General features: G+C 67.2%; 23 protein-coding genes. 15 read left to right on the top strand and 8 right to left on the bottom strand.

The window, feature by feature from the left end:
• Nucleotide 1 precedes the first annotated feature (1 nt).
• The 6 genes from rfbD to ASC95_RS27610 form a co-directional block, all read right to left on the bottom strand.
• A complete protein-coding gene (rfbD, locus tag ASC95_RS27635; RefSeq protein ID WP_057300918.1) occupies nt 2–883 on the bottom strand; it encodes a dTDP-4-dehydrorhamnose reductase in 882 nt (293 codons plus the stop codon).
• 3 nt (nt 884–886) lie between these two features.
• Nucleotides 887–1,942: a dTDP-glucose 4,6-dehydratase gene (gene rfbB, locus ASC95_RS27630; RefSeq protein WP_057300917.1), complete on the bottom strand. Its 1,056-nt coding sequence runs from the start codon at nt 1,940–1,942 to the stop codon at nt 887–889.
• Nucleotides 1,943–2,019: 77 nt separating this feature from the next.
• Nucleotides 2,020–3,453 carry a mannose-1-phosphate guanylyltransferase/mannose-6-phosphate isomerase gene (locus ASC95_RS27625; protein ID WP_235538072.1) on the bottom strand — a complete coding sequence of 478 codons (1,434 nt, stop codon included), beginning with the start codon at nt 3,451–3,453 and terminating at the stop codon, nt 2,020–2,022.
• Nucleotides 3,450–4,472 carry a UDP-glucose 4-epimerase GalE gene (galE, locus tag ASC95_RS27620; protein WP_157256559.1) on the bottom strand — a complete coding sequence of 341 codons (1,023 nt, stop codon included), beginning with the start codon at nt 4,470–4,472 and terminating at the stop codon, nt 3,450–3,452. Before galE ends, ASC95_RS27625 begins: the two co-directional genes overlap by 4 nt.
• On the bottom strand, nt 4,469–5,719 hold the full coding sequence (locus ASC95_RS27615; RefSeq protein WP_157256537.1) for an outer membrane beta-barrel protein: 1,251 nt from the start codon (nt 5,717–5,719) through the stop codon (nt 4,469–4,471). Before ASC95_RS27615 ends, galE begins: the two co-directional genes overlap by 4 nt.
• Nucleotides 5,709–7,097, bottom strand: a complete 1,389-nt coding sequence (locus ASC95_RS27610) for an undecaprenyl-phosphate glucose phosphotransferase (RefSeq protein WP_157256536.1) — start codon at nt 7,095–7,097, stop codon at nt 5,709–5,711. Before ASC95_RS27610 ends, ASC95_RS27615 begins: the two co-directional genes overlap by 11 nt.
• Nucleotides 7,098–7,230: 133 nt before the next feature.
• On the opposite strand from ASC95_RS27610, the gene ASC95_RS27605 reads away from it, so the two are divergent.
• The 10 genes from ASC95_RS27605 to clsB all read left to right on the top strand — a co-directional run bounded on the left by ASC95_RS27605 (nt 7,231) and on the right by clsB (nt 17,362).
• Complete coding sequence (locus ASC95_RS27605) at nt 7,231–7,785, top strand: hypothetical protein (RefSeq protein WP_057300914.1); 555 nt, start codon at nt 7,231–7,233, stop codon at nt 7,783–7,785.
• Nucleotides 7,782–9,344: a ubiquinone biosynthesis regulatory protein kinase UbiB gene (gene ubiB / locus ASC95_RS27600; protein ID WP_057300913.1), complete on the top strand. Its 1,563-nt coding sequence runs from the start codon at nt 7,782–7,784 to the stop codon at nt 9,342–9,344. The genes ASC95_RS27605 and ubiB overlap by 4 nt, the downstream gene beginning before the upstream one ends.
• A 59-nt stretch (nt 9,345–9,403) precedes the next feature.
• The gene (locus ASC95_RS27595) at nt 9,404–10,867 is read left to right on the top strand and encodes a sodium:solute symporter family protein (RefSeq protein WP_057300912.1); all 1,464 of its coding nucleotides are present in this window, start codon (nt 9,404–9,406) and stop codon (nt 10,865–10,867) included.
• Nucleotides 10,868–10,913: 46 nt separating this feature from the next.
• Nucleotides 10,914–11,219: an FmdB family zinc ribbon protein gene (locus ASC95_RS27590; RefSeq protein ID WP_057300911.1), complete on the top strand. Its 306-nt coding sequence runs from the start codon at nt 10,914–10,916 to the stop codon at nt 11,217–11,219.
• A gap of 12 nt (nt 11,220–11,231) precedes the next feature.
• Nucleotides 11,232–11,912, top strand: coding sequence for a DUF502 domain-containing protein (locus ASC95_RS27585; RefSeq protein WP_057300910.1), 681 nt, complete (start codon nt 11,232–11,234; stop codon nt 11,910–11,912).
• Nucleotides 11,913–11,998: 86 nt separating this feature from the next.
• On the top strand, nt 11,999–13,792 hold the full coding sequence (aspS, locus tag ASC95_RS27580) for an aspartate--tRNA ligase (RefSeq protein WP_057300909.1): 1,794 nt from the start codon (nt 11,999–12,001) through the stop codon (nt 13,790–13,792).
• 140 nt (nt 13,793–13,932) lie between these two features.
• Nucleotides 13,933–14,727: a CsgG/HfaB family protein gene (locus ASC95_RS27575; protein WP_057300908.1), complete on the top strand. Its 795-nt coding sequence runs from the start codon at nt 13,933–13,935 to the stop codon at nt 14,725–14,727.
• A gap of 34 nt (nt 14,728–14,761) precedes the next feature.
• On the top strand, nt 14,762–15,232 hold the full coding sequence (gene nudB, locus ASC95_RS27570; protein ID WP_057300907.1) for a dihydroneopterin triphosphate diphosphatase: 471 nt from the start codon (nt 14,762–14,764) through the stop codon (nt 15,230–15,232).
• Between the two features lie 79 nt (nt 15,233–15,311).
• Nucleotides 15,312–16,103: an endonuclease/exonuclease/phosphatase family protein gene (locus ASC95_RS27565; RefSeq protein ID WP_057300906.1), complete on the top strand. Its 792-nt coding sequence runs from the start codon at nt 15,312–15,314 to the stop codon at nt 16,101–16,103.
• Nucleotides 16,100–17,362, top strand: coding sequence for a cardiolipin synthase ClsB (gene clsB, locus ASC95_RS27560; RefSeq protein ID WP_057300905.1), 1,263 nt, complete (start codon nt 16,100–16,102; stop codon nt 17,360–17,362). The genes ASC95_RS27565 and clsB overlap by 4 nt, the downstream gene beginning before the upstream one ends.
• Here clsB and hutH read toward each other — a convergent pair.
• On the bottom strand, nt 17,356–18,861 hold the full coding sequence (gene hutH / locus ASC95_RS27555) for a histidine ammonia-lyase (protein WP_057300904.1): 1,506 nt from the start codon (nt 18,859–18,861) through the stop codon (nt 17,356–17,358). The two genes, clsB and hutH, sit on opposite strands and share 7 nt — an antisense overlap.
• Before the next feature lie 8 nt (nt 18,862–18,869).
• Nucleotides 18,870–20,546 (bottom strand): urocanate hydratase, encoded by a 1,677-nt coding sequence (gene hutU, locus ASC95_RS27550; protein ID WP_057300903.1) that lies wholly within the window; start codon nt 20,544–20,546, stop codon nt 18,870–18,872.
• 67 nt (nt 20,547–20,613) lie between these two features.
• Between hutU and hutC the strand changes: the two genes are divergently transcribed.
• The 5 genes from hutC (at nt 20,614) to hutF (ending at nt 25,300) form a co-directional block, all read left to right on the top strand.
• Nucleotides 20,614–21,333: a histidine utilization repressor gene (gene hutC / locus ASC95_RS27545; protein ID WP_057300902.1), complete on the top strand. Its 720-nt coding sequence runs from the start codon at nt 20,614–20,616 to the stop codon at nt 21,331–21,333.
• 70 nt (nt 21,334–21,403) lie between these two features.
• A complete protein-coding gene (locus ASC95_RS27540; protein ID WP_057300901.1) occupies nt 21,404–21,940 on the top strand; it encodes a HutD family protein in 537 nt (178 codons plus the stop codon).
• Nucleotides 21,937–23,133 (top strand): imidazolonepropionase, encoded by a 1,197-nt coding sequence (gene hutI, locus ASC95_RS27535; RefSeq protein WP_057300900.1) that lies wholly within the window; start codon nt 21,937–21,939, stop codon nt 23,131–23,133. The genes ASC95_RS27540 and hutI overlap by 4 nt, the downstream gene beginning before the upstream one ends.
• Complete coding sequence (gene hutG / locus ASC95_RS27530; protein WP_057300899.1) at nt 23,130–23,930, top strand: N-formylglutamate deformylase; 801 nt, start codon at nt 23,130–23,132, stop codon at nt 23,928–23,930. The genes hutI and hutG overlap by 4 nt, the downstream gene beginning before the upstream one ends.
• A complete protein-coding gene (gene hutF, locus ASC95_RS27525) occupies nt 23,918–25,300 on the top strand; it encodes a formimidoylglutamate deiminase (RefSeq protein WP_057300898.1) in 1,383 nt (460 codons plus the stop codon). Before hutG ends, hutF begins: the two co-directional genes overlap by 13 nt.
• Nucleotides 25,301–25,332: the final 32 nt, after the last annotated feature.

Below are 25,332 nucleotides of genomic sequence, written 5' to 3'. Positions count from 1 at the left end.
CCTACAGAATTTCTTCGAGCATGCGTTGGACGCCTTGCTGCCACGGCGGCAGGACGAGGCCGAAGCGCTGCTGCAGCTTGGCGGTGGCCAGGCGCGAGTTCAAGGGGCGCTTCGCGGGCGTTGGATAGTCGCTCGTCGGCAGGGCGAGGATCTGGTCTGGCGCGACCTTGACGTTGGCGCCGCGGGCGCGCGCAAATTCGATGACGAAGCGGGCGTACTCGTGCCAGCTCGTCGCACCACCCGCTACGGCGTGATAAGTGCCAGTCAGCGCCGGGTTCACGCGTGCGGCACGCAGCATGTGCACGGTCAGGTCGGCCAGCAGGTCGGCCCCCGTGGGCGCGCCGATCTGGTCGGCGATGACCTTGAGCTGCTCGCGCTCGGCGGCCAAGCGCAGCATGGTCTTGGCAAAGTTGCCGCCCCGGGCGCCGTAGACCCAGCTGGTGCGCAGGATGAGGTGCTGGCAGCCGCTGGCGCGGATGGCGTCTTCGCCCTCGGCCTTGGTGGTGCCATAGATGCTCAGGGGGCCGATGGGCGCCTCTTCGTCGCGGGCATGGCTGCCGCTGCCGTCGAAGACATAGTCCGTCGAGTAGTGCACCAGCAGGGCGCCCATGCGCTTGGCCTCGATGGCGACCAGGGCGGGCGTGGCGGCGTTGATCCGGCGAGCCAGCGCGGGCTCGCTCTCGGCCTTGTCGACGGCGGTGTGGGCCGCGGCATTGACGATGACCTGCGGAGCGATGGCCCTGACCCGGGCCAGCAGCGCTTCGGGCTGGGTGAAGTCGGCGCCGTCGTCATGGTCCATCGCGACGACTTCGCCGGCCACGGCCAGCGAGCGTTGCAATTCCCAGCCGACCTGGCCGCCCTTGCCGAGAAGAAGGATCTTCATGGCTTAGCTGTATTGCTTGGTGACCCAGTCCCGGTAGGCGCCGCTTTGCACGCGCGCGACCCAATCGGGATGTTCCAGATACCACTGCACCGTCTTGCGGATGCCGGTCTCGAAGGTCTCGGCCGGGCGCCAGCCCAGCTCGCGCTCGATCTTGCGCGCGTCGATGGCGTAGCGGCGGTCGTGGCCGGGGCGGTCCTTCACATAGGTGATGAGGCGCTCGTAGGGGCCGTCCGCCGAGGGCTTGAGTTCGTCGAGCAGGGCGCACACCGTCTTGACGATGTCGATGTTGGCCTTCTCGTTCCAGCCGCCGATGTTGTAGGTCTCGCCGAGCTTGCCGCCGGCCAGCACGGCGCGGATGCCGCTGCAGTGGTCGGTCACGTAGAGCCAGTCGCGAATCTGCTGGCCGTCGCCGTAGACGGGCAGGGGCTTGCCCGCCAGCGCGTTGACGATCATCAGCGGGATCAGCTTCTCGGGGAAGTGATAGGGCCCGTAGTTGTTGGAGCAGTTGGTCGTGACGACGGGCAGGCCGTAGGTGTGGTGCCAGGCGCGCACGAGGTGGTCGCTGGCGGCCTTGCTGGCCGAGTACGGGCTGTTGGGCTCGTAAGGGTTGGTTTCGGCAAAGGGCGGGTCTGACGGTTTGAGCGAGCCGTAGACCTCGTCGGTCGACACATGGTGGAAGCGAAAGGCCGCCCTGGCTTCATCCGCCAGACCGCGCCAGTAGGCGCGCGTGGCCTCCAGCAGCGTGAAGCTGCCTTCGACATTCGTCTTCATGAAGGCGCCGGGGCCGTGGATGGAGCGATCCACATGACTCTCCGCAGCGAAATGGACGATGGCGCGCGGCTGGTGCGTGGCCAGCAGCTGGTCGACCAGCACGCGGTCGCAGATATCGCCCTTGGCGAAGATGTGGCGCGCGTCGCCGTCCAGCGAGGCGAGGTTCTCGAGGTTGCCGGCGTAGGTCAGAGCGTCGAGGTTGACGACGGGCTCGTCGCTCTCGCGCAGCCAGTCCAGCACGAAGTTGCTGCCGATGAAGCCGGCGCCGCCGGTGACCAGGATCGTCATGTCGTCATTCTCTTTGGAGTCCGGGACGGCATGCTAGACGGGGAAGCGGCGCGCGAGGCGCCGAAAAGCCGAATCTTTCAGGCTCGCCCGTAGGTGTCCTCGAAGCGGACGATGTCATCTTCGCCGAGGTAGGAACCCGACTGCACCTCGATGATTTCCAGCGGCACCTTGCCCGGGTTGGCCAGGCGGTGGGTCTGGCCCAGCGGGATGTAGGTGGACTGGTTCTCGGTCAGCAGGATGGTCTTGTCGCCGTTGACGATCTCGGCGGTGCCGCTGACGACGATCCAGTGCTCGGCGCGGTGGTGGTGCATCTGCAGGCTCAAGCTGGCACCCGGCTTGACCATGATGCGCTTGACCTGGAAGCGCTCTCCCGAGTCGATGCTGTCATACCAGCCCCAGGGGCGGTGCACCTTGCGGTGCAGGGCATGTTCGCCGCGCTGCTCGGCGCCCAGGCGGTTGACGATCTGCTTGACCTCCTGGCTGCGGGCGCGGTCGCTGACGAGCACGGCATCGGCCGTCTCGACGACGACGATGTCGGTCAGGCCAACGACGCCCACGAGGCGGCTGGTGGCGTGAACCAGGGTGTTCTTGCTGTCGGCGAACAAGGCGTCGCCGACGAAGGCATTGCCGTCGGCATCCTTCTCGGAGACCTGCCAGACCGCTTCCCAGGCGCCGAGGTCGTTCCAGCCGGCATCCAGCGCGACCATGCGCAGCGGGATCTCCGTCCCCGGGCAACGCTCCATGACGGCGTAGTCGACCGATTCGCTGGGCACGGCGGCAAACTCGGCCTTGCCTGGGCGCACGAATTTGGCGTCGGTCTTGCGCGCATCCCAGGCGGCGCGCGTGGCAGCGGCGATGTCGGGGCGGAATCGTTCCAGCGCCTTCATCCAGACGCTGGCACGCAGCACGAACATGCCGCTGTTCCAGTAGTAGTCGCCTTCGGCCAGATAGCGCTGGGCGGTCTCCAGGTCGGGCTTCTCGACGAACTGCGCGACCACGAGGCCCGCGGCGTCGCCCGAGGTGCGGATATAGCCGTAGCCCGTTTCGGGCCGGTCCGGCGTGATGCCCAGGATGGCGATGGCACCCTCGGCCGCGATACGGACGGCGTCCTGCAATGCCGCGGTGAAGGCCGCCGGGTTGGTGACGGTCTGGTCGGCCGGCGTGACGACGAGGACCGGGTCCTTGCCGCCCTCGAGCGCGGCCAATGCAGCCAGCGTCAGTGCCGGAGCCGTGTTGCGGCCCAGCGGCTCCAGCAGCACGCTGCTCGGCTCCTGCCGGGTCTCGCGCAATTGGTCCAGCACGAGGAAGCGGTGCTCCTCATTGCCGACGATGCAGGGACCGGCAAGCTCGAACTCAGGCGAGGCCAGCGCAGCCAGGCGGCGCGCGGCGAGCTGGAACAGGCTCTCGTTGCCGGACAGCACGAGGAACTGCTTGGGGTAGCCGCTGCGCGACAGCGGCCAAAGCCGGGTGCCGGAGCCGCCAGCCATGATGACGGGTTGAACGTGGGTCATGCGGTACTGAAGCCGTGAGGATTGAGTTGTTGCCAGCGCCAACTGTCTTGGCACATGCGGGCGAGATCGAGCTTGGCCTCCCAGCCAAGCAACTCACGCGCCAGGGTCGGATCGGCCCAGCAGGCGGCGATGTCGCCAGGGCGGCGCGCGACGATTTCATAGGGCACGCGGCGGCCGCTCGCTGCTTCATAGGCGCGCACAAGGTCGAGCACGCTGTAGCCCTGACCAGTGCCGAGGTTGACGGTCACCGAGCCGGTATTGGCCAGCAGCCAGTGCAGTGCAGCGACGTGCCCTTCGGCCAGGTCGCTGACATGGATGTAGTCGCGCACGCCGGTGCCGTCGGGCGTTGTGTAGTCATTGCCGAAGACTGAAAGCTTTGTGCGCCGGCCCACCGCCACCTGCGCGACATAGGGCATCAGGTTGTTGGGCGTGCCGCGCGGGTCCTCGCCGATGCGGCCGCTCTCGTGGGCGCCAACCGGGTTGAAGTAGCGCAGGCAGGCGGTCTGCCAGGCGGGATCGGCGATGCCGACGTCGCGCAGGATCTGCTCGCCCATCAGCTTGGTCGCGCCGTAGGGGTTGGTCGATGAGGTTGGTGCGTCCTCGCGCAGGGGCAGTTTGTCCGGAGCGCCATAGACGGTGGCGCTGGAACTGAACACCATGCGCGTACAGCCGTGGCGCTTCATGGCCTCGCAGGTATTGACCAGGCCACCGAGGTTGTTGCGGTAGTAGGCCAGCGGCTGGCTGACCGATTCACCCACGGCCTTGTAGGCGGCGAAATGGACGACGGCTGCCGGCCTGTAGTTGCTGAAGACTTCGTCCATTGCAGCGGCGTCGCAGACATCGGCACGCTCGAACTCGATGGGAGCGATGGCGAGCTCTACCAGGCGCTCCAGCACTATGGGCGAGCTGTTGACGAAGTTGTCCACGCCGACGACGCGATAGCCGGCGTCCTGCAAAGCGAGCCAGGTGTGAGAGGCGATATAGCCGGTCGCCCCGGTGAGCAGGACGGTGGTCATCAGTAGAAGATGGCTTGAGTCGTGCAGCCATAGCTGCCCGCGCTGTAGACGTATTGCGGCACGCTGCTGTTGCGGCTGGCGTGGTCGTACTGGCAACTGAGGTTGATGCCGCGGGTGAAGGCCCAACGCATGCTCAGGTTGTATGCCTTGAAGTCATCCAAGGCGTCGACCACCGTGGCTCCCGCCGTGCTTGCTCGTGACGCGTGGTTCCTGCTGGCCTTGGCGCTCAGATTGATTTTGCTCGTCAAGGCATAGCTGCCTCCCAACTGCCAGGAGGTATAGACCCGGTTCAGGTCCGCAGTGTTGACCACACTTTCCTGCCCCGTATCACGCGCATATTGCAGGTTGATCTGTAGCTTGGCAGTTGGCTGCCAGTTCCAGCCGACGGCGCCGGTCGTGCCGCTGAAGTCTCGCAACCGGTCATTCAGGCTGTTCTGGTTCTTGCTTCTGCTGATCCGCGTGTTCAGCGTGCTATGACCACCGGTGCTCCACCGGGTCGTGAAGTCGATGTCGTCGCGCGTGTAGTCGTTGGGAGCGGACACGACTACGAACGTCAAGGTCTGTGGATCGAACGCCAGACCGATGGGGAAGCGCGGATTCTTGCCCGTAGTGTGCCGTGCGGCCAACCCTAGCCTGACATTGCCGGCGGGGGTGGCGTAGATGCCGAGAGAGCCCGTGTTTTGCCTGAAGTCGAAGCGGTCGTACTCCGAAGCGCTGAAGTCGCGACGACGTTGCGTCCAACTCCCTTCCAGCGTGTAGCGTGTGGCAACACCCAGCCGTACCAATGCCTGGTATTCGTCCTCGCGTTCAACATTCTTCTTGACGATGGGATCAACGCCACCACCGATGTTGAAGTCGGCCAGTGAGCGGTCTGACTTGGCACTCAGCACGCCCGACAAATTGCCCACCGTTTGCCAGTTCAGTGCGCTTCGCAACGTATACGAGCGATTATTCAGGTCGTGGTTCTCTGAGTACCGGTTGTTCTGCAGCGACCCGTCAACCGTTAAATGCTGACGCCCTAATTTCTGGTCAATGCCGCCCAGCAATCCAACGCTGACGACGGTGTCGTTGTTGGTGGCGCTCGACTCCCTGTACACATTGGACACGCGCGCGGCGCCCAGTGACCCACCGATGTAGAAGGGCGTCGTGTCATCTGTCTGAGCCTGCGCGGACTGGGCCGCTGCAAGCGCGGCAATCAGCGGTGCAAGGCGGGTCCAACGGTGGCAATGGTGAGAGGGCTTAATAGGCATGGCGATCAAACACCACCAACCGCACGGTCCGCAGGATGATCTGCAGATCCAGGGCCAGCGACCAGTTGCGCAGGTATTCCAGATCGTATTCGACGCGCGCCACCATCTTGTCGATGGTGTCGGTCTCGCCACGCAAGCCATTCACCTGGGCCCAGCCGGTGATGCCGGGCTTGACCTTGTGACGCACCATGTAGGCCTTGATGAGCTTGCGGTATTCCTCGTTGTGGGCCACCGCATGCGGGCGCGGGCCGACGATGCTCATGCGGCCTTGCAACACGTTGATGAATTGCGGCAGTTCGTCCAGCGAGGTGCGGCGGATGAAGGCGCCAAAGGGCGTGATGCGCGCGTCGCCCTTGGTGGCCTGCTTGACCACGGCACCGTTGTCCTGGGTCCGCATCGAGCGGAACTTGTAGACGATGATTTCCTCGCCATCCAAGCCATTGCGGCGTTGCTTGAAGATGACAGGGCCGGGCGAGCTCAGCTTCACGCCAATGGCCAGGGCCAGCAGGATGGGCGAGATGAAAATCAGGATCAGCGTCGCCAGCACGACGTCGCTGACGCGCTTGATCAGCTGGTTGGTGCCGGTGAAGGGCGTCTCGCAGATGCCGACCACCGGAACGCCCGAGATGTCCTGCAGGCGGCCCTGGATGATGCTGATGCCGAACACGTCGGGTACGAAGAACAGCGAGGCCGTCGTGCCCTGCACTTGTTCCAGCAACTCGACGATGCGCGGCTGCGACCCCAGGGGCAGGGTGATGTAGACCTCGCGCACGCCTTTGTCGCGCACGAATTCGCTCAGCTGGGCCAGTGTGCCCAGGATGGATGCGCCGGCCTCGGGGTGCAGGCGCTCGGGCGCGCGGTCGTCGAAATAGCCCAGGCAGACGACGCCCTGGGAGTCGCGCAACGCGCGCGCCACCTTGTGGCCTAGCACGCCGGCGCCGACGACGACCGCCGTGCGGCGTGCGCCCGGGTCGCGTGCCCGCCACTGCTGGATGCGCCGGCCCGTTTCGATGGCGGCGATCTGGACGACAGGCGTGATGACGGCCCACCACAGCAGCACCTCGTCCTCGAAATAGTGCAGGCTGTTGGTGGCGTAGCCGCACAGCAGCAGGATGCCCAGCAGCACCAGCCAGGAGGAAAGCACGTCAACGATGGCGCTAGCCGGATGGTCGCCGAAGCGGTTGCGGCCCGGGAAGGTGAGGGCGAAGACGAGCAGGCAAAGCGTCAAGGTCGGGCGCAGCACCGGCTCGTCGAAGTGGCCGTTCACGACCAGGAAGGTCAGAACGATGATGCCGGGTTCCAGGAAAGCGGCAATCAAGGATTCGACCGACTGCGGTGCGCTGTAGAACGTCCTCTTGTAGCTGCGGTCCTCAAACATCGTGGCGGATTTGGTAGTCCTCGGGTCAGGGTGTACCCGAGGCTGAAAATGGATCAGGGATTCTCTATCAACAAATTTGACAGCCGAACCATCGGCGTCCCCTGTTCATGGTCCGCTGCCTACAATCTTGTATATGTCTGCTTCCTGGCCTCTGCCGCCCCTGCCTCCGCTGCCGTCCATCACGCCCTTGCTGATGCCGGCACTGCAGGACCGCCTTGTTTTGCTGATCAACCATGTCGTGTCGCGGGAGCCCATCGCGGCGCAGCGCCTGCGGCCGCTGGCCGGACGTGGTCTCGTCGTTCACCTGGCAGGCTGGCCCAGCCTGCTGCCGGCGGCGCCTGATTTGATACTGGGTGTCACACCAGCGGGTCTTTTTGAGCGCTTGGACACACCGCCGACAGGCGCCGGCGGCCTGCGCATCGAGATCGACGCGTCCAACCCCGCCAAGCTGGCCCTGGGTGCGTTCACGGGAGAGGCGCCCACCGTCAGCGTGCAGGGCGATGCCGCTTTCGCTGGCGAGATGCACTGGCTGATGGACAACCTGCGCTGGGATATCGAGGATGATCTGGCCGGCATCGTCGGGCCCTTGCCCGCCCGCCAGCTCGCCCAGTTCGGCCGCACTTTGCGGCGCACGCTGTCGGGCATGGCCGCGCGTTTCGCGACGACGACGTCCGGTAGCGGCGCATGAGGTTTGTCTCGCGGCTGCTGGTCATTCTGTGGACGGTCTGGCGCTTCGGTCTCGATGATCTGGCCTTGTCGGGACTGCGCCGCAAGCGCTTTCGGCTGCTGCGTCGGCTGACCCGGCTCGGCCGGCGCTGGCAGCAGCCGCGTGGCGTGCGCCTGCGGCTGGCGCTGGAGCACCTCGGCCCCATCTTTGTCAAGTTCGGCCAGGTGCTGTCGACCCGGCGCGACCTGCTGCCGCTCGATGTCGCGCTGGAGCTGGCCAAGCTGCAGGACCGCGTGCCGCCCTTCCCGGCAGCGCTGTCACGGGACCTCGTCGAGCGCGCCTTCGGCCGGCCGCTGGAGGAGCTGTTCGCCACCTTCGACGCCGAGCCTGTGGCCAGCGCCAGCATCGCCCAGGTGCACTTCGCGACGCTCAAGGACGGCCGCGAGGTGGCCGTCAAGGTGCTGCGCCCGGGCATGCTGGACATCATCGACGACGACCTGTCGTTGATGCGCCAGCTGGCGGTCTGGATCGAGCGCTTCTCCGCCGACGGCCGGCGCCTGAAGCCGCGCGAGGTTGTCGCCGAGTTCGACACCTATCTGCACGATGAGCTGGACCTGGTGCGCGAGGCGGCCAACGCCGCCCAGCTGCGCCGCAACATGGCCGAGCTGGATCTGATCATGGTGCCCGAGATGCACTGGGACCTGTGCAGCTCCGAAGTCATCGTCATGGAGCGCATGAAGGGCGTGCCGATCTCGCACCGCCCGGCGCTGGAGGCGGCCGGCATCGACATCCCGAAGCTGGCCCGCGACGGCGTGACCATCTTCTTCACCCAGGTGTTCCGCGACGGCTTCTTTCACGCCGACATGCACCCGGGCAATATCCAGGTGAGCCTGGCGCCCGAGACCTTCGGCCGCTATGTCGCGCTGGACTTCGGCATCATGGGCACGCTGACGGAAGTGGACAAGGACTACCTCGCGCAGAACTTCATCGCCTTCTTCCAGCGCGACTACAAGCGCGTCGCCGAGTTGCACATCGCTTCCGGCTGGGTGCCTCCCGAGACCCGCGTCGATGCGCTCGAAAGCGCCGTCCGTGCCGTCTGCGAGCCTCATTTCGACCGGCCGCTGAAGGACATCTCGCTGGGCCAGGTGCTGATGCGGCTGTTCCAGACCTCGCGCCGCTTCAACGTGGAGATCCAGCCCCAACTGGTGCTGCTGCAGAAGACGCTGTTGAACGTTGAGGGCCTGGGCCGCCAGCTCGACCCCGAGCTCGACCTCTGGGCCACGGCCAAGCCCTTCCTGGAGCGCTGGATGAACGAGCAGGTCGGCTGGCCCGCGTTCAACAAGCAGTTGATGAAGGAGGCGCCGCGCTTTGCACAGCTCATCCCCGAGCTGCCGCGCCTGCTGCATGACGCCCTCAAAAGCCAGGCCCGCCATGCCGACAACGCCGAAACCCGCGCGCTGGTGCGCGAGCTGCGGCGCACCAACCGGCTGCTGTCCGGGCTGCTCTGGGGCGCCGCGGGCTTTGCGATCGGCATCGCCGTGGCCTGGCTGACCGTGCGCTTTCTGGAAATCGGCCCGTAGCTGGGCTGGCCAACCGCGCCCTCATAATCCGCGCCAAATTTTCCGGCCTACCTGCGCTCATGAACACCACGCTCATCGTCTTCGTCGTGCTCTATCTGCTCGGCACGCTGGGCATCGGTGTCTGGGCCGGCACGCGGATCAAGAACACCAGTGACTTCGCGGTTGCCGGGCGCAGCCTGCCGCTGATCATGGTCGTCACGACCACCTTCGCGACCTGGTTCGGCGCCGAGACGGTGATGGGCCTGCCGGCCAAGTTCGTGCAGGGCGGGCTTGGTGCCGTCGTCGAGGACCCCTTTGGTGCCGGCTTCTGCCTGGTGCTGGTCGGTGCCTTCTTCGCTGCCCGGCTGTACCGGATGAACCTGCTGACCATCGGCGACTTCTACCGCCAGCGTTTCGGCAAGGGTGTCGAGGTGTTCTGCTCGCTGGCCATCATCCTGAGCTACCTGGGCTGGGTAGCAGCCCAGGTCACGGCGCTGGGGCTGGTCTTCAACATCCTGACCGACGGCGCCATGAGCCCGCAGACCGGCATGGTCGTCGGCCTGCTGGCGGTGCTGGTCTATGTCGTCATCGGCGGCTTCCTGGCCGTGGCCTGGACGGACTTCATCCAGATGATCGTGCTGGTCATCGGCCTGAGCGTCATTGCCGTGTTTGCCTCGGACCTGGCCGGCGGTGCCGGCAAGGTGCTGGACCTGGCCAAGTCGCGCGACCTCGGTCGCTTCCTCCCCGAGCCCAGCTTCACCCAGATCGCCATGTTCCTCGGCTCGGGCCTGACCATGATGCTGGGCTCGATCCCGCAGCAGGACGTGTTCCAGCGCGTCATGTCGGCCAAGGATGCCAAGACGGCCCAGCGCGGCGCCATGATTGGCGGCTTCAGCTACATCGCCTTCGCCTTCGTGCCGATGTTCATCGTGCTGGCTGCCGTGGCCGTCATGGGCGACAAGGCACTGGAGCTGGCCCAGAACGACTACCAGCGCGTGCTGCCCAGCTTCGTCATGGGCCACATGCCGCTGTTCATGCAGATCCTGTTCTTCGGCGCGCTGCTGTCGGCCATCAAGAGCACCTCGTCGGCCACGCTGCTGGCGCCCACCACCAGCTTCGTCGAGAACATCCTCAAGCAGATCCGCCCCGGCATGAGCGACAAGCAGGCCCTCGTGGCCATGCGCGTGACGCTGGTCGTCTTCGCCTTCGCCGTGCTGGCCTACGCCATCGCGCTGCAGGGCACGTCCATCTATGACCTGGTCAGCGCCGCCTACCAGGTCACGCTGGTGGCAGCCTTCGTGCCGCTGGTCTTTGGCCTGTACTGGCGCCGTGCCACCACCCAAGGCGCCGTGTTCTCGATCTTTGCCGGCATCGCCGTCTGGGTGGCTTTCTTTCCGCAGGTGACGACCTGGGGCGAGTTCTTCCCCGGTCAGCTCGCCGGGCTGCTGGCGGCCCTGGTCGGCATGGCCGTCGGCTCGCTGGCGCCGCAGCTGCTCACCGACCGACGCGAGCACGTCAGCCATCATCTCCAGCCTCATCCCTGAGCGTGTCCCTTAAAATGTCGGGCTTTGCGTCTCTTCGAGCCCGACCATGCCAATCTACGCCTATCGCTGCAGCGCCTGTGGCCACGCCAAGGATGTGCTGCAAAAGCTGTCCGACGCGCCGCTGACCACCTGCCCCGCCTGCGGGGCGCAGAGCTTTTCCAAGCAGGTCACCGCAGCTGGTTTCCAGCTCAAGGGCTCGGGCTGGTACGCGACCGATTTCAAGGGCGGCTCGACCGCCACCCCGGCGACGCCGGCCGCCAGCGATGCTGCCAAGCCCGAAGCCGCCAAGGCTGAAGCCTCCGCATCGCCTTCTTCCTCCACCTCCTGCGGCGGCTCCTGCGCCTGCCACTGACCGACAAGCCTCGTGGGCGCTTCCTTACGCAAATACCTCGTTGCCGGCCTGCTGGTCTGGCTGCCGCTGGCCATCACCATCTGGGTGCTGGCCCAGGTGCTGGACGTCGTCAACGGCGTCTTCGGCTCCATGCTGGCCGCCCTGGCCCTGGTCATGCCGGCTTCGCTGAAGGACGGCGTGCTGGAGCTGCGCCATGTGCCCGGCTTGGGTCTAGCGATCCTGGCCGGCGGCCTGCTGACCACGGGCGTCCTGGTTGCCAACATCTTCGGCCAATGGCTGCTGACGCAGTGGGACCGGCTGATGTCCCACATCCCCATCGTCAAGAGCATCTACAGCTCGGTCAAGCAGGTGTCGGACACGCTGTTCTCCAGCAGCGGCAATGCCTTCCGCGAAGCCGTGCTGGTGCAATACCCGCGTGCTGGCAGCTGGACAATCGCCTTCGTCACCGGCACGCCAAGCGGCGAGGTTGCCTGCCATCTGGAAGATGAGCACGTCAGCATCTACGTGCCCACGACGCCCAACCCCACGTCGGGTTTCTTCCTCATCGTGCCGCGCGCCGACGTCAAGCCCCTGCACATGACGGTGGACGAGGCGCTGAAATACATCATCTCCATGGGCACGGTGGCGCCGATGGCTCACCCGGACAGCCCTTGCGCGCCCGTCGACACGTTGGTGCGAAACCAGCCGGGTTGAACGCCCCGGCAGGCGTTCAATCCTGAGAGCCGAGCGAGCTCGCCAGCGCCCCAAGAACATCCCCTGAAAAGAATTCGGAGAACCCCATGCGTACCTGCTATGCCGGCCAAGTCAGCGAAAAGCTGCTCGACCAGACCGTGACCCTGATGGGCTGGGCCCATCGCCGCCGCGACCACGGCGGCGTCATCTTCATCGACCTGCGTGACCGCGAAGGCCTGGTCCAGATCGTCTGCGACCCCGACCGCGCCGACAGCTTCAAGATCGCCGAAGACGTCCGCAGCGAGTACTGCCTGAAGATCGTCGGCAAGGTGCGCGCGCGCCCGGCAGGCACCGAGAACGCCAACCTCGTGTCCGGCAAGATCGAGGTGCTGTGCCACGAGATCGAGGTGCTGAACCCGTCAGTGCCCATCCCCTTCCAGATCGACGAGGACAACCTCAGCGAGACGACCCGCCTCACGCACCGCGTGCTGGACCTGCGCCGCCCCTACATGCAGAACAACCTGATGCTGCGCTACCGCGTCGCGATGGAAGTCCGCAAGTTCCTGGACGAGCACGGCTTCGTCGACATCGAGACGCCGATGCTGACCAAGAGCACGCCTGAAGGCGCCCGCGACTACCTCGTGCCCAGCCGCGTGCATGACGGCCACTTCTTCGCGCTGCCGCAGTCGCCGCAGCTGTTCAAGCAGCTGCTGATGGTGTCGGGTTTCGATCGCTACTACCAGATCACCAAGTGCTTCCGTGACGAGGACCTGCGCGCCGACCGCCAGCCCGAGTTCACGCAGATCGATATCGAGACCAGCTTCCTGACCGAGGAAGAGATTCGCTCGATGTTCGAGGGCATGATCCGCCACGTCTTCCGCAAGGCGCTCAACGTCGAGCTGGGCGACTACCCGGTCATGAAGTACGCCGAAGCCATGCACCGCTTCGGCTCCGACAAGCCCGACCTGCGCGTCAAGCTCGAGTTCACCGAGCTGACCGACGCGATGACGACGGTGGACTTCAAGGTCTTCAGCGGCCCGGCCACGACGCCGGGCGGCCGTGTCGTCGCACTGCGCGTGCCCAAGGGCGCGTCCATGAGCCGCGGCGAGATCGACGCCTACACCGAGTTCGTCAAGATCTACGGCGCCAAGGGCCTGGCCTGGGTCAAGGTCAACGAGGTTGCCAAGGGCCGCGAGGGCCTGCAGTCCCCCATCGTCAAGAACCTGCACGATGAAGCCGTCGCCGAGATCCTCAAGCGCACCGGCGCCCAGGACGGCGACCTGCTGTTCTTCGGTGCGGACAAGGCCAAGGTCGTCAACGACGCCATCGGCGCGCTGCGCCTGAAGGTCGGCCACAGCGAGTTCGGCAAGGCCAACGGCCTGTTCAACGACGTCTGGGCGCCGCTGTGGGTGGTCGACTTCCCGATGTTCGAGCACGACGAGGAGAACAACCGCTGGGCGGCCGTTCACCACCCGTTCACGGCACCCAAGGACGGTCACGAGGACCTGATGACGTCGGACCCGGGCAAGTGCATTGCCAAGGCCTACGACATGGTCCTCAACGGCTGGGAACTGGGTGGCGGCTCGGTGCGTATCCATCGCGCCGAGGTGCAAGCCAAGGTCTTCGAGGCGCTGAACATCAGCGCGGAAGACCAGCGCATCAAGTTCGGCTTCCTGCTGGACGCGCTGCAGTACGGCGCGCCCCCGCACGGTGGCCTGGCCTTCGGGCTGGACCGCATCGTCACGATGATGACCAAGGCCGAGTCCATCCGCGACGTGATTGCCTTCCCCAAGACCCAGCGCGCCCAGTGCCTGCTGACCGGCGCGCCGTCGCTGGTCGACGAGAAGCAGCTGCGCGAGCTGCACATCCGCCTGCGCAACTCGGCGGCTGCAGTGCAGTAAGCCCGCAAGGCTTCGGCACGAAAAGCCTCGCAGTCGCGAGGCTTTCTTCTGTCAGGCCCCCCGCAGGCCCGGGGGAGGGCGCTCGGTCGTCCCGCTTTCCTGGGACGGGTCGGCTTAAGGGGCAAGGCAGACTCCCGCCGATGAAAATCCGTCCCCTGCTTGCGCTTCCCGTTGTCGCTCTGCTGCTCGTCGGCTGCGGCAAATCGTCCACCACGCTGGGCGATGGAGGCTCGGTCATCAGCGGCTCGGCCGGGCCGGCCGGCGCACACAAGGCCAGCCGCGAGCTGGTGAAATGCGATGCGCCGGTGGCGACGCTGGCTCTGGTCGAGAACCCCAACGGCTATGCCTACTCCAGCAGCTACCAGCTGCCGTCCAGCCCCGTGCCGCTGGTGCGCCTGCTGGCGCAGCAGAGCGGTTGCTTCCGCGTCGTCGACCGCGCCGCCGGCCTCAAGGCGACCGTGCGCGAGCAAGAGCTCAAGGAAGCCGGCATCCTGCGTCAGCAAGGCAACACGGTGAGCAAGGGCAAGGGCTACGAGGCCCAGTACAGCCTGACGCCCAGCCTGACCTTCAGCGAGCAGGACGCCGGCCGCCAGATCGGCGGCATCCTGCAGGCCATTCCTTATCTGAATAAGCTCGTCGGCGCGGCCGAGCAGGTCAAGCTCAAGCAAGCCCAGGCCGCGCTGTTGCTGACCGATAACGAGACCACCGAGCAGGTCGCCGCGTCCACCGGTTCGGTCGAGGTGACCGACCTCGGCATGGGCGGCGCAATGGTGGGCAAGCTCGGTGGCGCCACGGGAGCCGGTTGGAGCAATTCCAACGAAGGCAAGGTCATCGCTGCGGCCTTCCTGGACGCCCACAACCAGCTCGTTGCCCAGGTGCGCGAGTTGCAAGCCAAGGAGCTCCCGCCGGAGGTGGCGCGGCGCAAGAAGACCTGATTCTTCATGGGCCGGCCGGCGCTATGCTGGCCGCATGCCCCCGGCCAAGCCTTTCAAGATCCCCGAGTCCGTCCTTGTTGTCATCCACACGCCTGATCTGCAAGTCCTGCTGATCGAGCGAGCTGACCATCCTGGCTTCTGGCAGAGCGTCACGGGCTCCAAGGACACCCCTGGCGAGACGCCTGCGGAGACCGCCCGCCGCGAGGTGCTGGAGGAAACGGGGTTCGACATCGCCGCCGTGGGCGGCGAGTTGCGTGATTGGCATCTCGCCAATGTTTACGAGATTTACCCGCACTGGCGGCATCGCTACGCTCCTGGTGTCACACGCAACACCGAACACGTCTTCGGCCTACAACTGCCCGAGAAGTTGACGCCACGGTTGGCGCCGCGCGAGCATCTATCGTGGGTTTGGCTGCCCTGGCATGAGGCCGCCGACCGCTGCTTCTCACCGTCAAACGCCGAAGCGGTGCTGCAGCTGCCCCGCTTCAGCGCTGCAATCTTATGAAGCCCCTACGCTCACTCCGTTCGCTGCCCCCCGAGGGGGCGCTCATCGGCTTCGGGCGGCCGCACGCCGCTGAGATGCCATGAGATCCGTTGCCCGCCCCACCCCACACCCGCCCGGCGAAGTGCTGCGCGTGGCCACCTACAACATCCACAAGGGCGTGCGCGGCCTCGGGCCGGCCAAACGCCTGGAGATCCACAACCTGCAGATGGGCGTCGAGGCCATGGACGCCGACCTCGTCTGCCTTCAGGAGGTGCGCCTTTTCCACCACCGCGAGGCCGCTTACTTCGACCGTACCTGGTTCGGTTGGCCCGAGAAGGGCCAGGCCGAGTTCCTCGCCCCTGAAGGCTACGAGGTGGCCTACCGCACCAATGCAACGACCAAGTTCGGCGAGCATGGCAACGCGCTGCTGTCGCGCTGGCCCATGGGCGACATCGGCCACCACGACGTGTCAGACCACTCCCTGGAGCAACGAGGCCTGCTGCATGTGCCGGTGCATTGGCATGGCACGGTCGTGCACGTCGTCGTCGCGCATTTCGGGTTGATTCACTCCAGCCGCATGCGTCAGGTCGACCGCCTCGCCGCCTTTGTGCGCGACAACGTGCCCGAGGGCGCGCCCTTCCTTGTTGCAGGCGACTACAACGACTGGGGCGAGCGCCTGGACACGCCCATGCGGGCGCATGGCCTGCGCCGGGCCACGGCGCCTCACGGGCGCGCACGGGCGGCCACCTTCCCGTCGCGGCTGCCCGTATTCGCGCTGGACCGCGTCTACATGCGCGGCCTGCGCTGCACCGGTGTGCAAGTGCCGCGCGGCCCGAGCTGGGCGCGCATGTCCGACCATCTGCCCCTGATCGTCGAACTGGCCTTGGAATGAGACGGCTGGGGTCGAAACGGCGCCGGCGCCACCAAGCCGCCGACCCCGGCTTCGTTGGCGGCAATGAGGTCGAGCTGTTGCGCGGCGGCGAGCAGCTCTTCCCCCGCATGCATGAAGCCATCCACCGCGCGAGTCGCGAGGTCTGGCTGGCCACCTACATCTTTCACAATGACGAGACTTCGCTGGCCCTGGCCGACGCCCTGATCGCGGCGGACCGGCGCGGCGTGCGGGTGCGTCTGGTCGTCGATGGCTTCGGCAGCAACGGCAGCATCCGGGCGCTGCGCGAACGTTTTGCCGGCAGCGGCGTGGCGCTGGCGGTGTTCCGGCCCATGGACCGCTGGTGGCGCTGGTTGCAGCCCGGCCAGCTGCGCCGCCTGCACCAGAAGCTCTGTGTCGTCGATGGCGACGTCGCCTTCGTTGGCGGCATCAACGTCATCGGCGATTGCTTCGACATCCACCATGGCGTCTGCGAGTTGCCGCGACTCGACTTTGCCGTGCAGGTGAGCGGCGGCCTGGTCGATCTGGTCGCGCAGTGCGTGCGCTCGATCTGGTCGCGCGCCTGGCTGGGGCGGGAGTTCGACGACGCGCTCATCGATTACGTGCCTCTGCGTCGCCGCTTCGGCGTCTGGGTGACCCAGCTCTGGCGCGGGCCGCAGCGACTGGGGGAGCCGGTGTCGCAGCTGCAACCGGTCCGCGCTGCCTTCGTGCTGCGCGACAACCTGCGCCGGCGCCGCACCATCGAGCATGCCTACGCCGATGCCATCAACGACGCCCGCGAGAGCGTCGACGTGGTCTGCCCTTATTTCTATCCCGGTCAACGCATTCGCGATGCCCTGCGCCGCGCCGCCGACCGCGGCGTGCGCGTGCGCCTGCTGCTGCAAGGCAAGCTGGATTACTGGATCGCGGGTTGGGCTGCTGAAGCGTTGTATGCGGACCTGCTCGGCCACGGCGTCGAGATCTACGAGTACACGCCGGCCTTCCTGCATGCCAAGGTCGCCGTCGTCGACGGCCAATGGGCCACGGTGGGGAGCTCCAACATCGACCCGCTGTCACTGCTGGTCAACCTGGAGGCCAACATCGTCGTGCAGGACGCCGGTTTCGCGACGCGGCTCTACCAGGAGATAGAGGCGGCCATCGCCGTGTCGCAGCGCGTCGGCGAGCGTGCCGGCACCGGCCTGCGCGCCTTGCTGCACAAGGCCGTCGTCGTGTGGTTCGCCTATGTCTTCTTGCGCGTGGCAGGCGCGGCAGGGCGCTACTGAGCGAAACGCGGCGCGTGCTCGGCCCTGAGTGCTCCGGCCTGCACCAGTGCAGCCGCACGCTCGATATCGGGCGCGAGATAGTGGTCGGCCGGACTGCTGGCGCAATCGGCGCGCAGCCGCATGTGCAGGGCCTCCACGGATCCCGAGCTGGTGAGCGGGCGCAGGAAGTCGATACCCTGGGCCGCGGCCAGCAGCTCGATGGCGACGATGTGGGCCGTGTTGTCGATCATGGCGTGCAGGCGGCGCGCGGCGAAGGTGGCCATCGACACGTGATCCTCCTGGTTGGCGCTTGTTGGCAGGCTGTCGACGCTGGCTGGGTGGGCCAGGCTCTTGTTCTCGCTGGCAAGGGCCGCGGCCGTCACGTGGGCGATCATGAAACCGCTGTGCAGGCCGGCGTCCGCCGTCAGGAAGGGCGGCAGGCGCGAGATGGCCGGGTCGATCAGCATGGCGATGCGGCGCTCGGCGATGGCGCCGACCTCGGCAATGGCCAGGGCCAGGTTGTCGGCTGCGAAGGCCACCGGCTCGGCGTGGAAGTTGCCGCCGCTGATCATCGTGTCGTCGAACACCAGCGGGTTGTCGGTCACGGCGTTGGCTTCTCGCACCAGCACCTGGGCGGCGTGGCGCGCCTGGTCCAGGCAGGCACCCATGACCTGGGGCTGGCAGCGCAGGCAGTAAGGGTCTTGCACGCGTTCGTCGCCCTCACGGTGGCTGGCGCGGATGGCACTGCCGGCGAGCAGCTGGCGATAGACGCCCGCCACCTCGATCTGTCCGGGTTGGCCGCGCACCTCATGAATCCGGGCGTCAAACGGCCCGTCGCTGCCGCGCGCGGCATCCAGCGTCATCGCACCGCTGGCCAGTGCCGTGGCGAACAGGTCCTCGAAGCGCAGCAGGGCGTGCAGCGCCAGAGCAGTGCTGGCCTGGGTGCCGTTAATGAGGGCCAGGCCCTCCTTGGCGGCCAGTGTCAGCGGCTGCAACTCCAGGCGCGCCAACTCATCGCGCGCCGGAATGCGCTTGCCGGCCACCAGCGCCTCGCCTTCGCCCATCAGCGCAAGTGTGAGGTGAGCCAGCGGCGCCAGGTCGCCACTGGCGCCGACCGAGCCCTGGCAGGGCACGTAGGGAATGAAGCCGGCGCTGAGCGCATCCAGCAGCGATTGCACGACCTCGCGGCGCACGCCGGAGAAGCCCCGCGCCAGGCTGCCCGCCTTGGTGGCTAGCATCAAGCGCACGACCTCGGGCGACATCGGCGCGCCGACGCCCACCGCATGGCTGCGGATCAGGTTGAGCTGCAGCGCTGCTAGCTGGTCCTTGGCGATGCGCGTGCTCGCCAGCTTGCCGAAGCCGGTGTTGACGCCATAGACGGGCGCATCGCCCGCGGCGGCAGCGGCGACGAGGGCGGCGCTCTTGTCGACAGCGCTCCAGTCGTCGAGTTGCAGCGCGGCGCGGCCGGCGGCGATGTCGGCGAGTTGGTCGAGCGTCAGTTGTCCGGGGATGAGTTTCATAGAAGACTTCACAGGGAAGGCAGGTTCAGTTCGTTCTTCTTCGCGCAGGCGATGGCGCTGTCGTAGCCCGCGTCGGCGTGGCGCATGACACCGGTGGCGGGGTCGTTCCACAGCACGCGCGAAATGCGCTTGGCGGCCGCGTCGGTGCCATCGCAGACGATGACGACACCCGAATGCTGCGAGTAGCCCATGCCGACGCCGCCGCCGTGGTGCAGCGACACCCAGGTGGCGCCGCCGGCCGTGTTCAGCAGCGCGTTCAGCAGCGGCCAGTCGGAGACGGCGTCCGACCCGTCCTTCATGCCCTCGGTTTCGCGGTTGGGGCTGGCGACCGAGCCGCTGTCCAGGTGGTCGCGGCCGATGACGATGGGCGCCTTCAGTTCGCCGCTCTTCACCATCTCGTTGAAGGCCAGGCCGGCGATGTGGCGCTCGCCCAGGCCCAGCCAGCAGATGCGCGCCGGCAGGCCCTGGAAGGCGATGCGCTCGGCGGCCATGTCCAGCCAGCGGTGCAGGGCCACATGACGCGGAAAGAGCTCCTTCAGCTTCGCGTCGGTCTTGCGGATGTCCTCGGGGTCGCCCGACAGCGCCACCCAGCGGAACGGCCCCTTGCCCTCGCAGAACAGCGGCCGCACATAGGCGGGCACAAAGCCGGGGAAGTCGAAGGCGTTGGCCACGCCCTGGTCCTTGGCGACCTGGCGGATGTTGTTGCCATAGTCCACCGTCGGGATGCCCAGTTGCTGGAAGGCCAGCATGCCCTTGACATGGTCGGCGCAGCTCTTGGCGGCGGCGGCCTTCAGCTCGGCATGTTGGGCCGGGTCGGCGGCCGCGGCCTTCCACTGCTCGACGCTCCAGCCGGCCGGCAGATAGCCGTGGATGAGGTCGTGGGCGGAGGTCTGGTCGGTGACGAGGTCGGGCTTGATGGCCGTGCCCTGCTTGCAGCGCTCGGCCAGCTGCGGGATCAGCCGCGCCGCGTTACCCAGCAGCGCGATGGACTTGGCCTCGCCGGCCGCGGTGTACCGGGCGATGCGGTCCAGCGCGTCGTCCAGATCGAAGGCCTGCTCGTCCACGTAACGGGTCTTCAGGCGGAAGTCGATGCGCGATTGCTGGCACTCGATGTTCAGCGAGCAGAAGCCCGCGAAGGTGGCCGCCAGCGGCTGGGCACCGCCCATGCCGCCCAGCCCGGCGGTCAGCACCCAGCGCCCCTTGGCCACGCCGCCGTAGTGCTGGCGTGCGGCCTCGGCGAAGGTCTCATAGGTGCCCTGCACGATGCCCTGGCTGCCGATGTAGATCCAGCTGCCGGCGGTCATCTGGCCGTACATCATCAGGCCCTTGCGGTCCAGTTCGTGGAAATGCTCCCAATTGGCCCAGGCGGGCACGAGATTGGAGTTGGCCAGCAGCACGCGCGGCGCGTCCGCGTGGGTGCGGAACACGCCGACCGGCTTGCCCGACTGGATCAGCAACGTCTCGTCGTCGTTGAGTTCGCGCAGCGACTGGCAGATGGCGTCGAACGCCTCCCAGTTGCGCGCCGCCTTGCCGATGCCGCCGTAGACCACCAGCGCATCCGGGTTCTCGGCCACGGCGGGGTCGAGGTTGTTTTGCAACATGCGGTAGGCGGCCTCGGTCAGCCAGCTCTTGCAGCTGAGCTGGGTGCCGGTGGGCGCTTTGACTGGGCGGGGCAGGGCTGGCATCGGGTACTCCTGAAAGTGCCGCGAACTCTAGTTGTCTATACAAGTCAAGTCAACTAGGATGGCAGCCATGTCCAGAAGCCCGGCCAGCCCCGAACCCCAGTACCTCAAGGTCAAGAACCATCTGCGTGAAGGCATCGCCAGCAGCCACTGGGTGGCAGGCGATCTGCTGCCCAGCGAAGGTGCTCTTGTCGCCCAGTTCGAAGTCAGCCGCATGACGGTGAACCGGGCGTTGCGCGAGTTGGTGCAGGAAGGGCTGATCGAGCGCGTCCAAGGCGTGGGCAGCTTCGTTGCCCAGCTGCATCGCATCTCGTCGACGCTGAACGTGCGTGACGTGCACGAGGAGATCCTCGAGCGGGGCGGCATGCATGAAGCGCGCGTGCATGCGCTGCTCAAGGGCAAGGCGACGCCGCAGCAGGCGGCCGAGCTCGGCCTCAAGCGTGGTGCGCCCGTCTTCCTCAGCCTCATCGTGCATCTGGAAAACGGCGTGCCCATCCAGTGCGAGGAGCGCGCCGTCAACCCGGCCAGTGCGCCGGACTATCTTGCACAGGATTTCACGCGCATCACGCCGACGCATTACCTGCTTGAGGTGGCCCCGCTGTCCGAAGCGCGCTACATGATCGAGGCGGCCCTGCCCGGCGAGGTTGAAGCCAAGCTGCTCGGCATCAACCGCCGCGCCCCGTGCCTGGTCGTCAAACGCATCACTTACAGCCGCGGTGTTGCCGTAACCAGCGTGAAACTGACCCACCCCGGAGCACGTTACCAATTGCAAGGGAGCTTCGCGGCATGAGCCAGCGCCGCACAGAGCTGCGGAAAATGCTCAGCTCCCGAGAGGCGGGCTTGAGCGCAAGGAAAAGAACATGAGTTGGAGCAGGGTCAGCGCGGCCGATGTGCAGCCGCAGGCCTGGAAAAACACGGGCGGCACCACGCGCGAGCTGCTCGCCTGGCCGCACGCCCATGACTGGGCGGTTCGCGTCAGCGTCGCGCGGGTCGAGCGTGACGGGCCGTTCTCGGCTTTCCCCGGCGTGCACCGCTGGCTGGCCGTCATCGGCGGCGCGGGCCTGCGCCTGTTCGACTGGCCACAGAGCATCGGCGACGAGCCGCTGCGTTTCGACGGTGGCCTCGCCCCCGAGGCCGAGCTCATCAAGGGTGAGACCGATGTCTTCAACGTGATGGAAAGGCGCGGCAACCTGGAGGTCGAGTCGGCCCACCATGTGCTGCTGCCCAGAACCCCATGGGTCGGGCTGTTCACCGTCAATGGCGGCCTGCTCGAGCACGGCCACCGGGCGATGCCAATGGCACCGCTGACGCTGGCCTGGTGTGAGGAACCGGTGGCCCAGAGCTGCGTTTTCACGGGCGAGGGCAATGCCTGGTGGTTGACCTGGAGCGGCGAGTGAAAGGTCGCCAGCTCTGGCGCGGGGGGCATCTCGCCACGCTGGCAGGTGAGCGCGGCTGGGGCTTGATCGATGACGGTGCCCTGTTGGTCGAGGAGGGCCTGCTGCGCTGGGTCGGCCCGAGCGCCGAGGCTCCCGCGGCCGAGCAGATCATCGAGCTGCAGGGGGCCCTTGTCACGCCGGGGCTGGTGGACTGCCACACCCATCTCGTCTACGGCGGCAGCCGCGCCCACGAGTTCGAGCAGCGCCTGCATGGCGCAAGCTATGCCGACATCGCCAAGGCCGGCGGCGGCATCCGCTCCACCGTGGCGGCCACACGCGCGGCAAGCGAGGCCGAGCTGCTGGCCACGGCCCGCAAGCGCGCCCAGGCCCTCATCCGCGAGGGTGTCACGACGCTGGAGGTCAAGTCCGGCTATGGGCTGGACGCCGCCACCGAGGCGCGCATGCTGCGCGTCGCGCGCCAGCTCCAGGGCCTCGGCATTGACGTGCGCACGACCTATCTTGCCGCCCACGCCCTGCCGCCCGAGTTCGCCGATGCCGATGACTACATCGCCGCCGCCTGCCTGTGGCTGCCCGACCTGTATGAGGCCGGGCTGGTCGATGCGGTCGATGCCTTCTGCGAGCACATCGCCTTCAGCCCGGCGCAGGTCGCGCGCGTGTTCGATGCGGCCAAGCGGCTGAACCTGCCCGTCAAGCTGCACGCCGAGCAGCTCAGCGATCAGGGCGGCACCCAGCTCGCGACGCGCTACCACGCACTGAGCTGCGACCACCTCGAATTCCTCAGCCCGGCCGGCATCCAAGCCATGGCCGAGGCGGGCACCGTCGCTGTGCTGCTGCCAGGCGCCTTCTATGCGTTGCGCGAAACCCAGTTGCCGCCGGTTGCCGCGCTGCGCGAGGCCGGCGTGCCTATTGCCATCGCCACCGATCACAACCCCGGCAGCTCGCCGACGCTGTCGCCGCTGCTGATGTTGAACATGGCCTGCGTGCTGTTCCGGCTGACGCCCGAGGAAGCGTTGCGCGGCCTGACCGTCAACGGCGCCCGTGCCTTGGGCCTGAGCGACCGCGGTCAGCTCGTGGCTGGCCAGCGGGCCGACTTCTGTGTCTGGGATAGCGCGCACCCCCGCGAGCTGGCAGCATGCTTTGGGCATAACCCGCTGAAAGAACGGGTCTTCCAAGGAAATCAGGGAGGGTCATGAGCGTCTATCGCCTGCAGCAGGGCCGCGTGCCGCTGCTGATCAGCCTGCCGCATGTCGGCACGGTGATCCCGGCCGAACTGCGGGAGCGACTTGTGCCGCGCGCCGTGGCCAGCGAGGACAGCGACTGGCACCTGGAGCGCCTCTACGGCCCGCTGGCTTCAGCGCTGGGCGCCAGCCTCATCGTGCCCCGCTACAGCCGCTACGTCATCGACCTGAACCGGCCGCCGGACGACCAGCCTCTCTATCCCGGCGCTTCGGGTGGCACCGGCCTGGTGCCGACCCGCTTCTTCACCGATGACCCTCTCTACGTCGACGGCGCCGAGCCGGATGCCATCGAGATCGCCGCGCGCCGCGAGGCCTATTGGCAGCCGTATCACGAGGCGCTGGCAGCGGAGCTGGCCCGCCTGCGCGCCGAACACGGCCATGCCTTGCTCTTTGACGGCCACAGCATCCGCTCCGAGCTGCCCTGGCTGTTCGAGGGCCGGTTGCCGGCCTTGAACCTCGGCACGGCCGATGGCGCTTCCTGCGCGCCGGCCATCACTAAGCGCCTGGGCATGCTGCTGGCCAGCCAGCAACAGTTCAGCCAGGTCGTCAACGGCCGCTTCAAGGGCGGCTACATCACCCGCCACTACGGCCAGCCCGGCCAGGGCTTGCACGCGGTTCAGCTGGAGATGTGCCAGCGTTGCTACATGAACGAGGCCGCCGACCCGATCGGCGCCTATGACGACACCCTCAGCGCCGATGTGGCGCCGCTGATCGAAAAGATGTTGAAAGAGATGCTCGCATGGCAGCCTTGAAGCGACTGCACGCCCCCCTGGCCTGGGTCGACGGCCGCTGGCAGCGAGATGTGTTGCTGACCGTCGATGCGAGTGGGCACTGGTCCGACATCTCGGTCAACCAGCCTGCGCCTGCCGATGCCGAGGTGCTGGCCGGCCCGCTCATCCCAAGTCTTGTCAACGCCCACAGCCATGCCTTCCAGCGCGCCTTCGTCGGCCTGGCCGAACGCCGAGAGGCGGGCCAGGACGACTTCTGGAGCTGGCGCGACCGCATGTATGCGCTGGCCCTGCGCATCTCGCCGGCGCAACTGCGCGCGGTCGCCAGCCAGCTCTATGCGGAGATGCTGCGCGGCGGCTACACCCAGGTCTGCGAATTCCACTACCTGCACCATCCCGCGCAAGGCCAGCACTTCGACGACGAGCTCGAGATGGCATGGGCCCTGGCCGAGGCCGCCGAGGACGTTGGCATCGGCCTGACGCTGCTACCGGTCGTCTATACGCGCAGCGGCTTCGCTGTGAATGAGGCGAACACGGGCTTGCGGCCCGACCAGCACCGCTTTGCCGCCGATGCCGACTGGGTCTGGCGCGCCAGCCAGCGCGTCTTGGCCGCCGGCCTGCCGCGCGTGAACGCCGGCGTGGCCCTGCACTCGCTGCGCGGCGCCTCGCCACGCGACATCGCCCGCCTGCAGGATCTCGTGGGTGCCGCCGACCTGCCCATCCACATCCACGTGGCCGAGCAGACGGCCGAGGTGGCCGACTGCCTCGCTGCGACCGGCCGTCGCCCCATCCAGTGGCTGGCTGACGAGGGTCATCTGGACCCGCGCTGGCAGCTGGTCCATGCCACCCATGCCGAACCGGCCGAGATCGAGGCCGTCGCCCGCAGCGGCGCCGGCATCGTCATCTGCCCCGGCACCGAGGCCAACCTGGGTGACGGCCTGGCCGACTTGGCCGCCTGGCTGGGCGGCGGCGTGCCGCTGACGGTCGGCTCGGACAGCCAGGTCACGCGCGGCTGGGTGGAGGAGCTCCGCTGGCTGGAGTACGGCCAGCGCCTGGTCTTGCGCCAGCGCAATGTCGCGTCGGCGCCCGGCAGCCAACCGTCCAGCGCGGCCAGGCTCTTCGACGCCGCCGTCCACGGTGGCGCCCGTGCCGCCGGTTTCGCGGCCTGGGGCTTGGCGCCCGGCGCCCGCGCGGACGCGTTGGTGCTCAACCGAGACGCGGACGCGCTGCGTGGCCTTCCGGACGAAGCCTTGCTGGACGCTGTCGTCTTCGGCAGCAACGGTTCGCCCTGGCAATCCGTCTGGGTGGCCGGGCGGGCCCGGCCTTGGCGCGCGCCCGCGCGGGTGGGGGATGCCTTCGAGGCGGCCATGCGCGAGCTTTGGGCCACTAATTAGCCCAAATCGATCAGAAATGGCTAATCTCGGCC

The sequence above is a fragment of the Pelomonas sp. Root1217 genome, from assembly GCF_001425705.1.
GTDB lineage: Bacteria > Pseudomonadota > Gammaproteobacteria > Burkholderiales > Burkholderiaceae_C > Pelomonas.
This window is presented reverse-complemented; position numbering and strand designations above follow the sequence as displayed.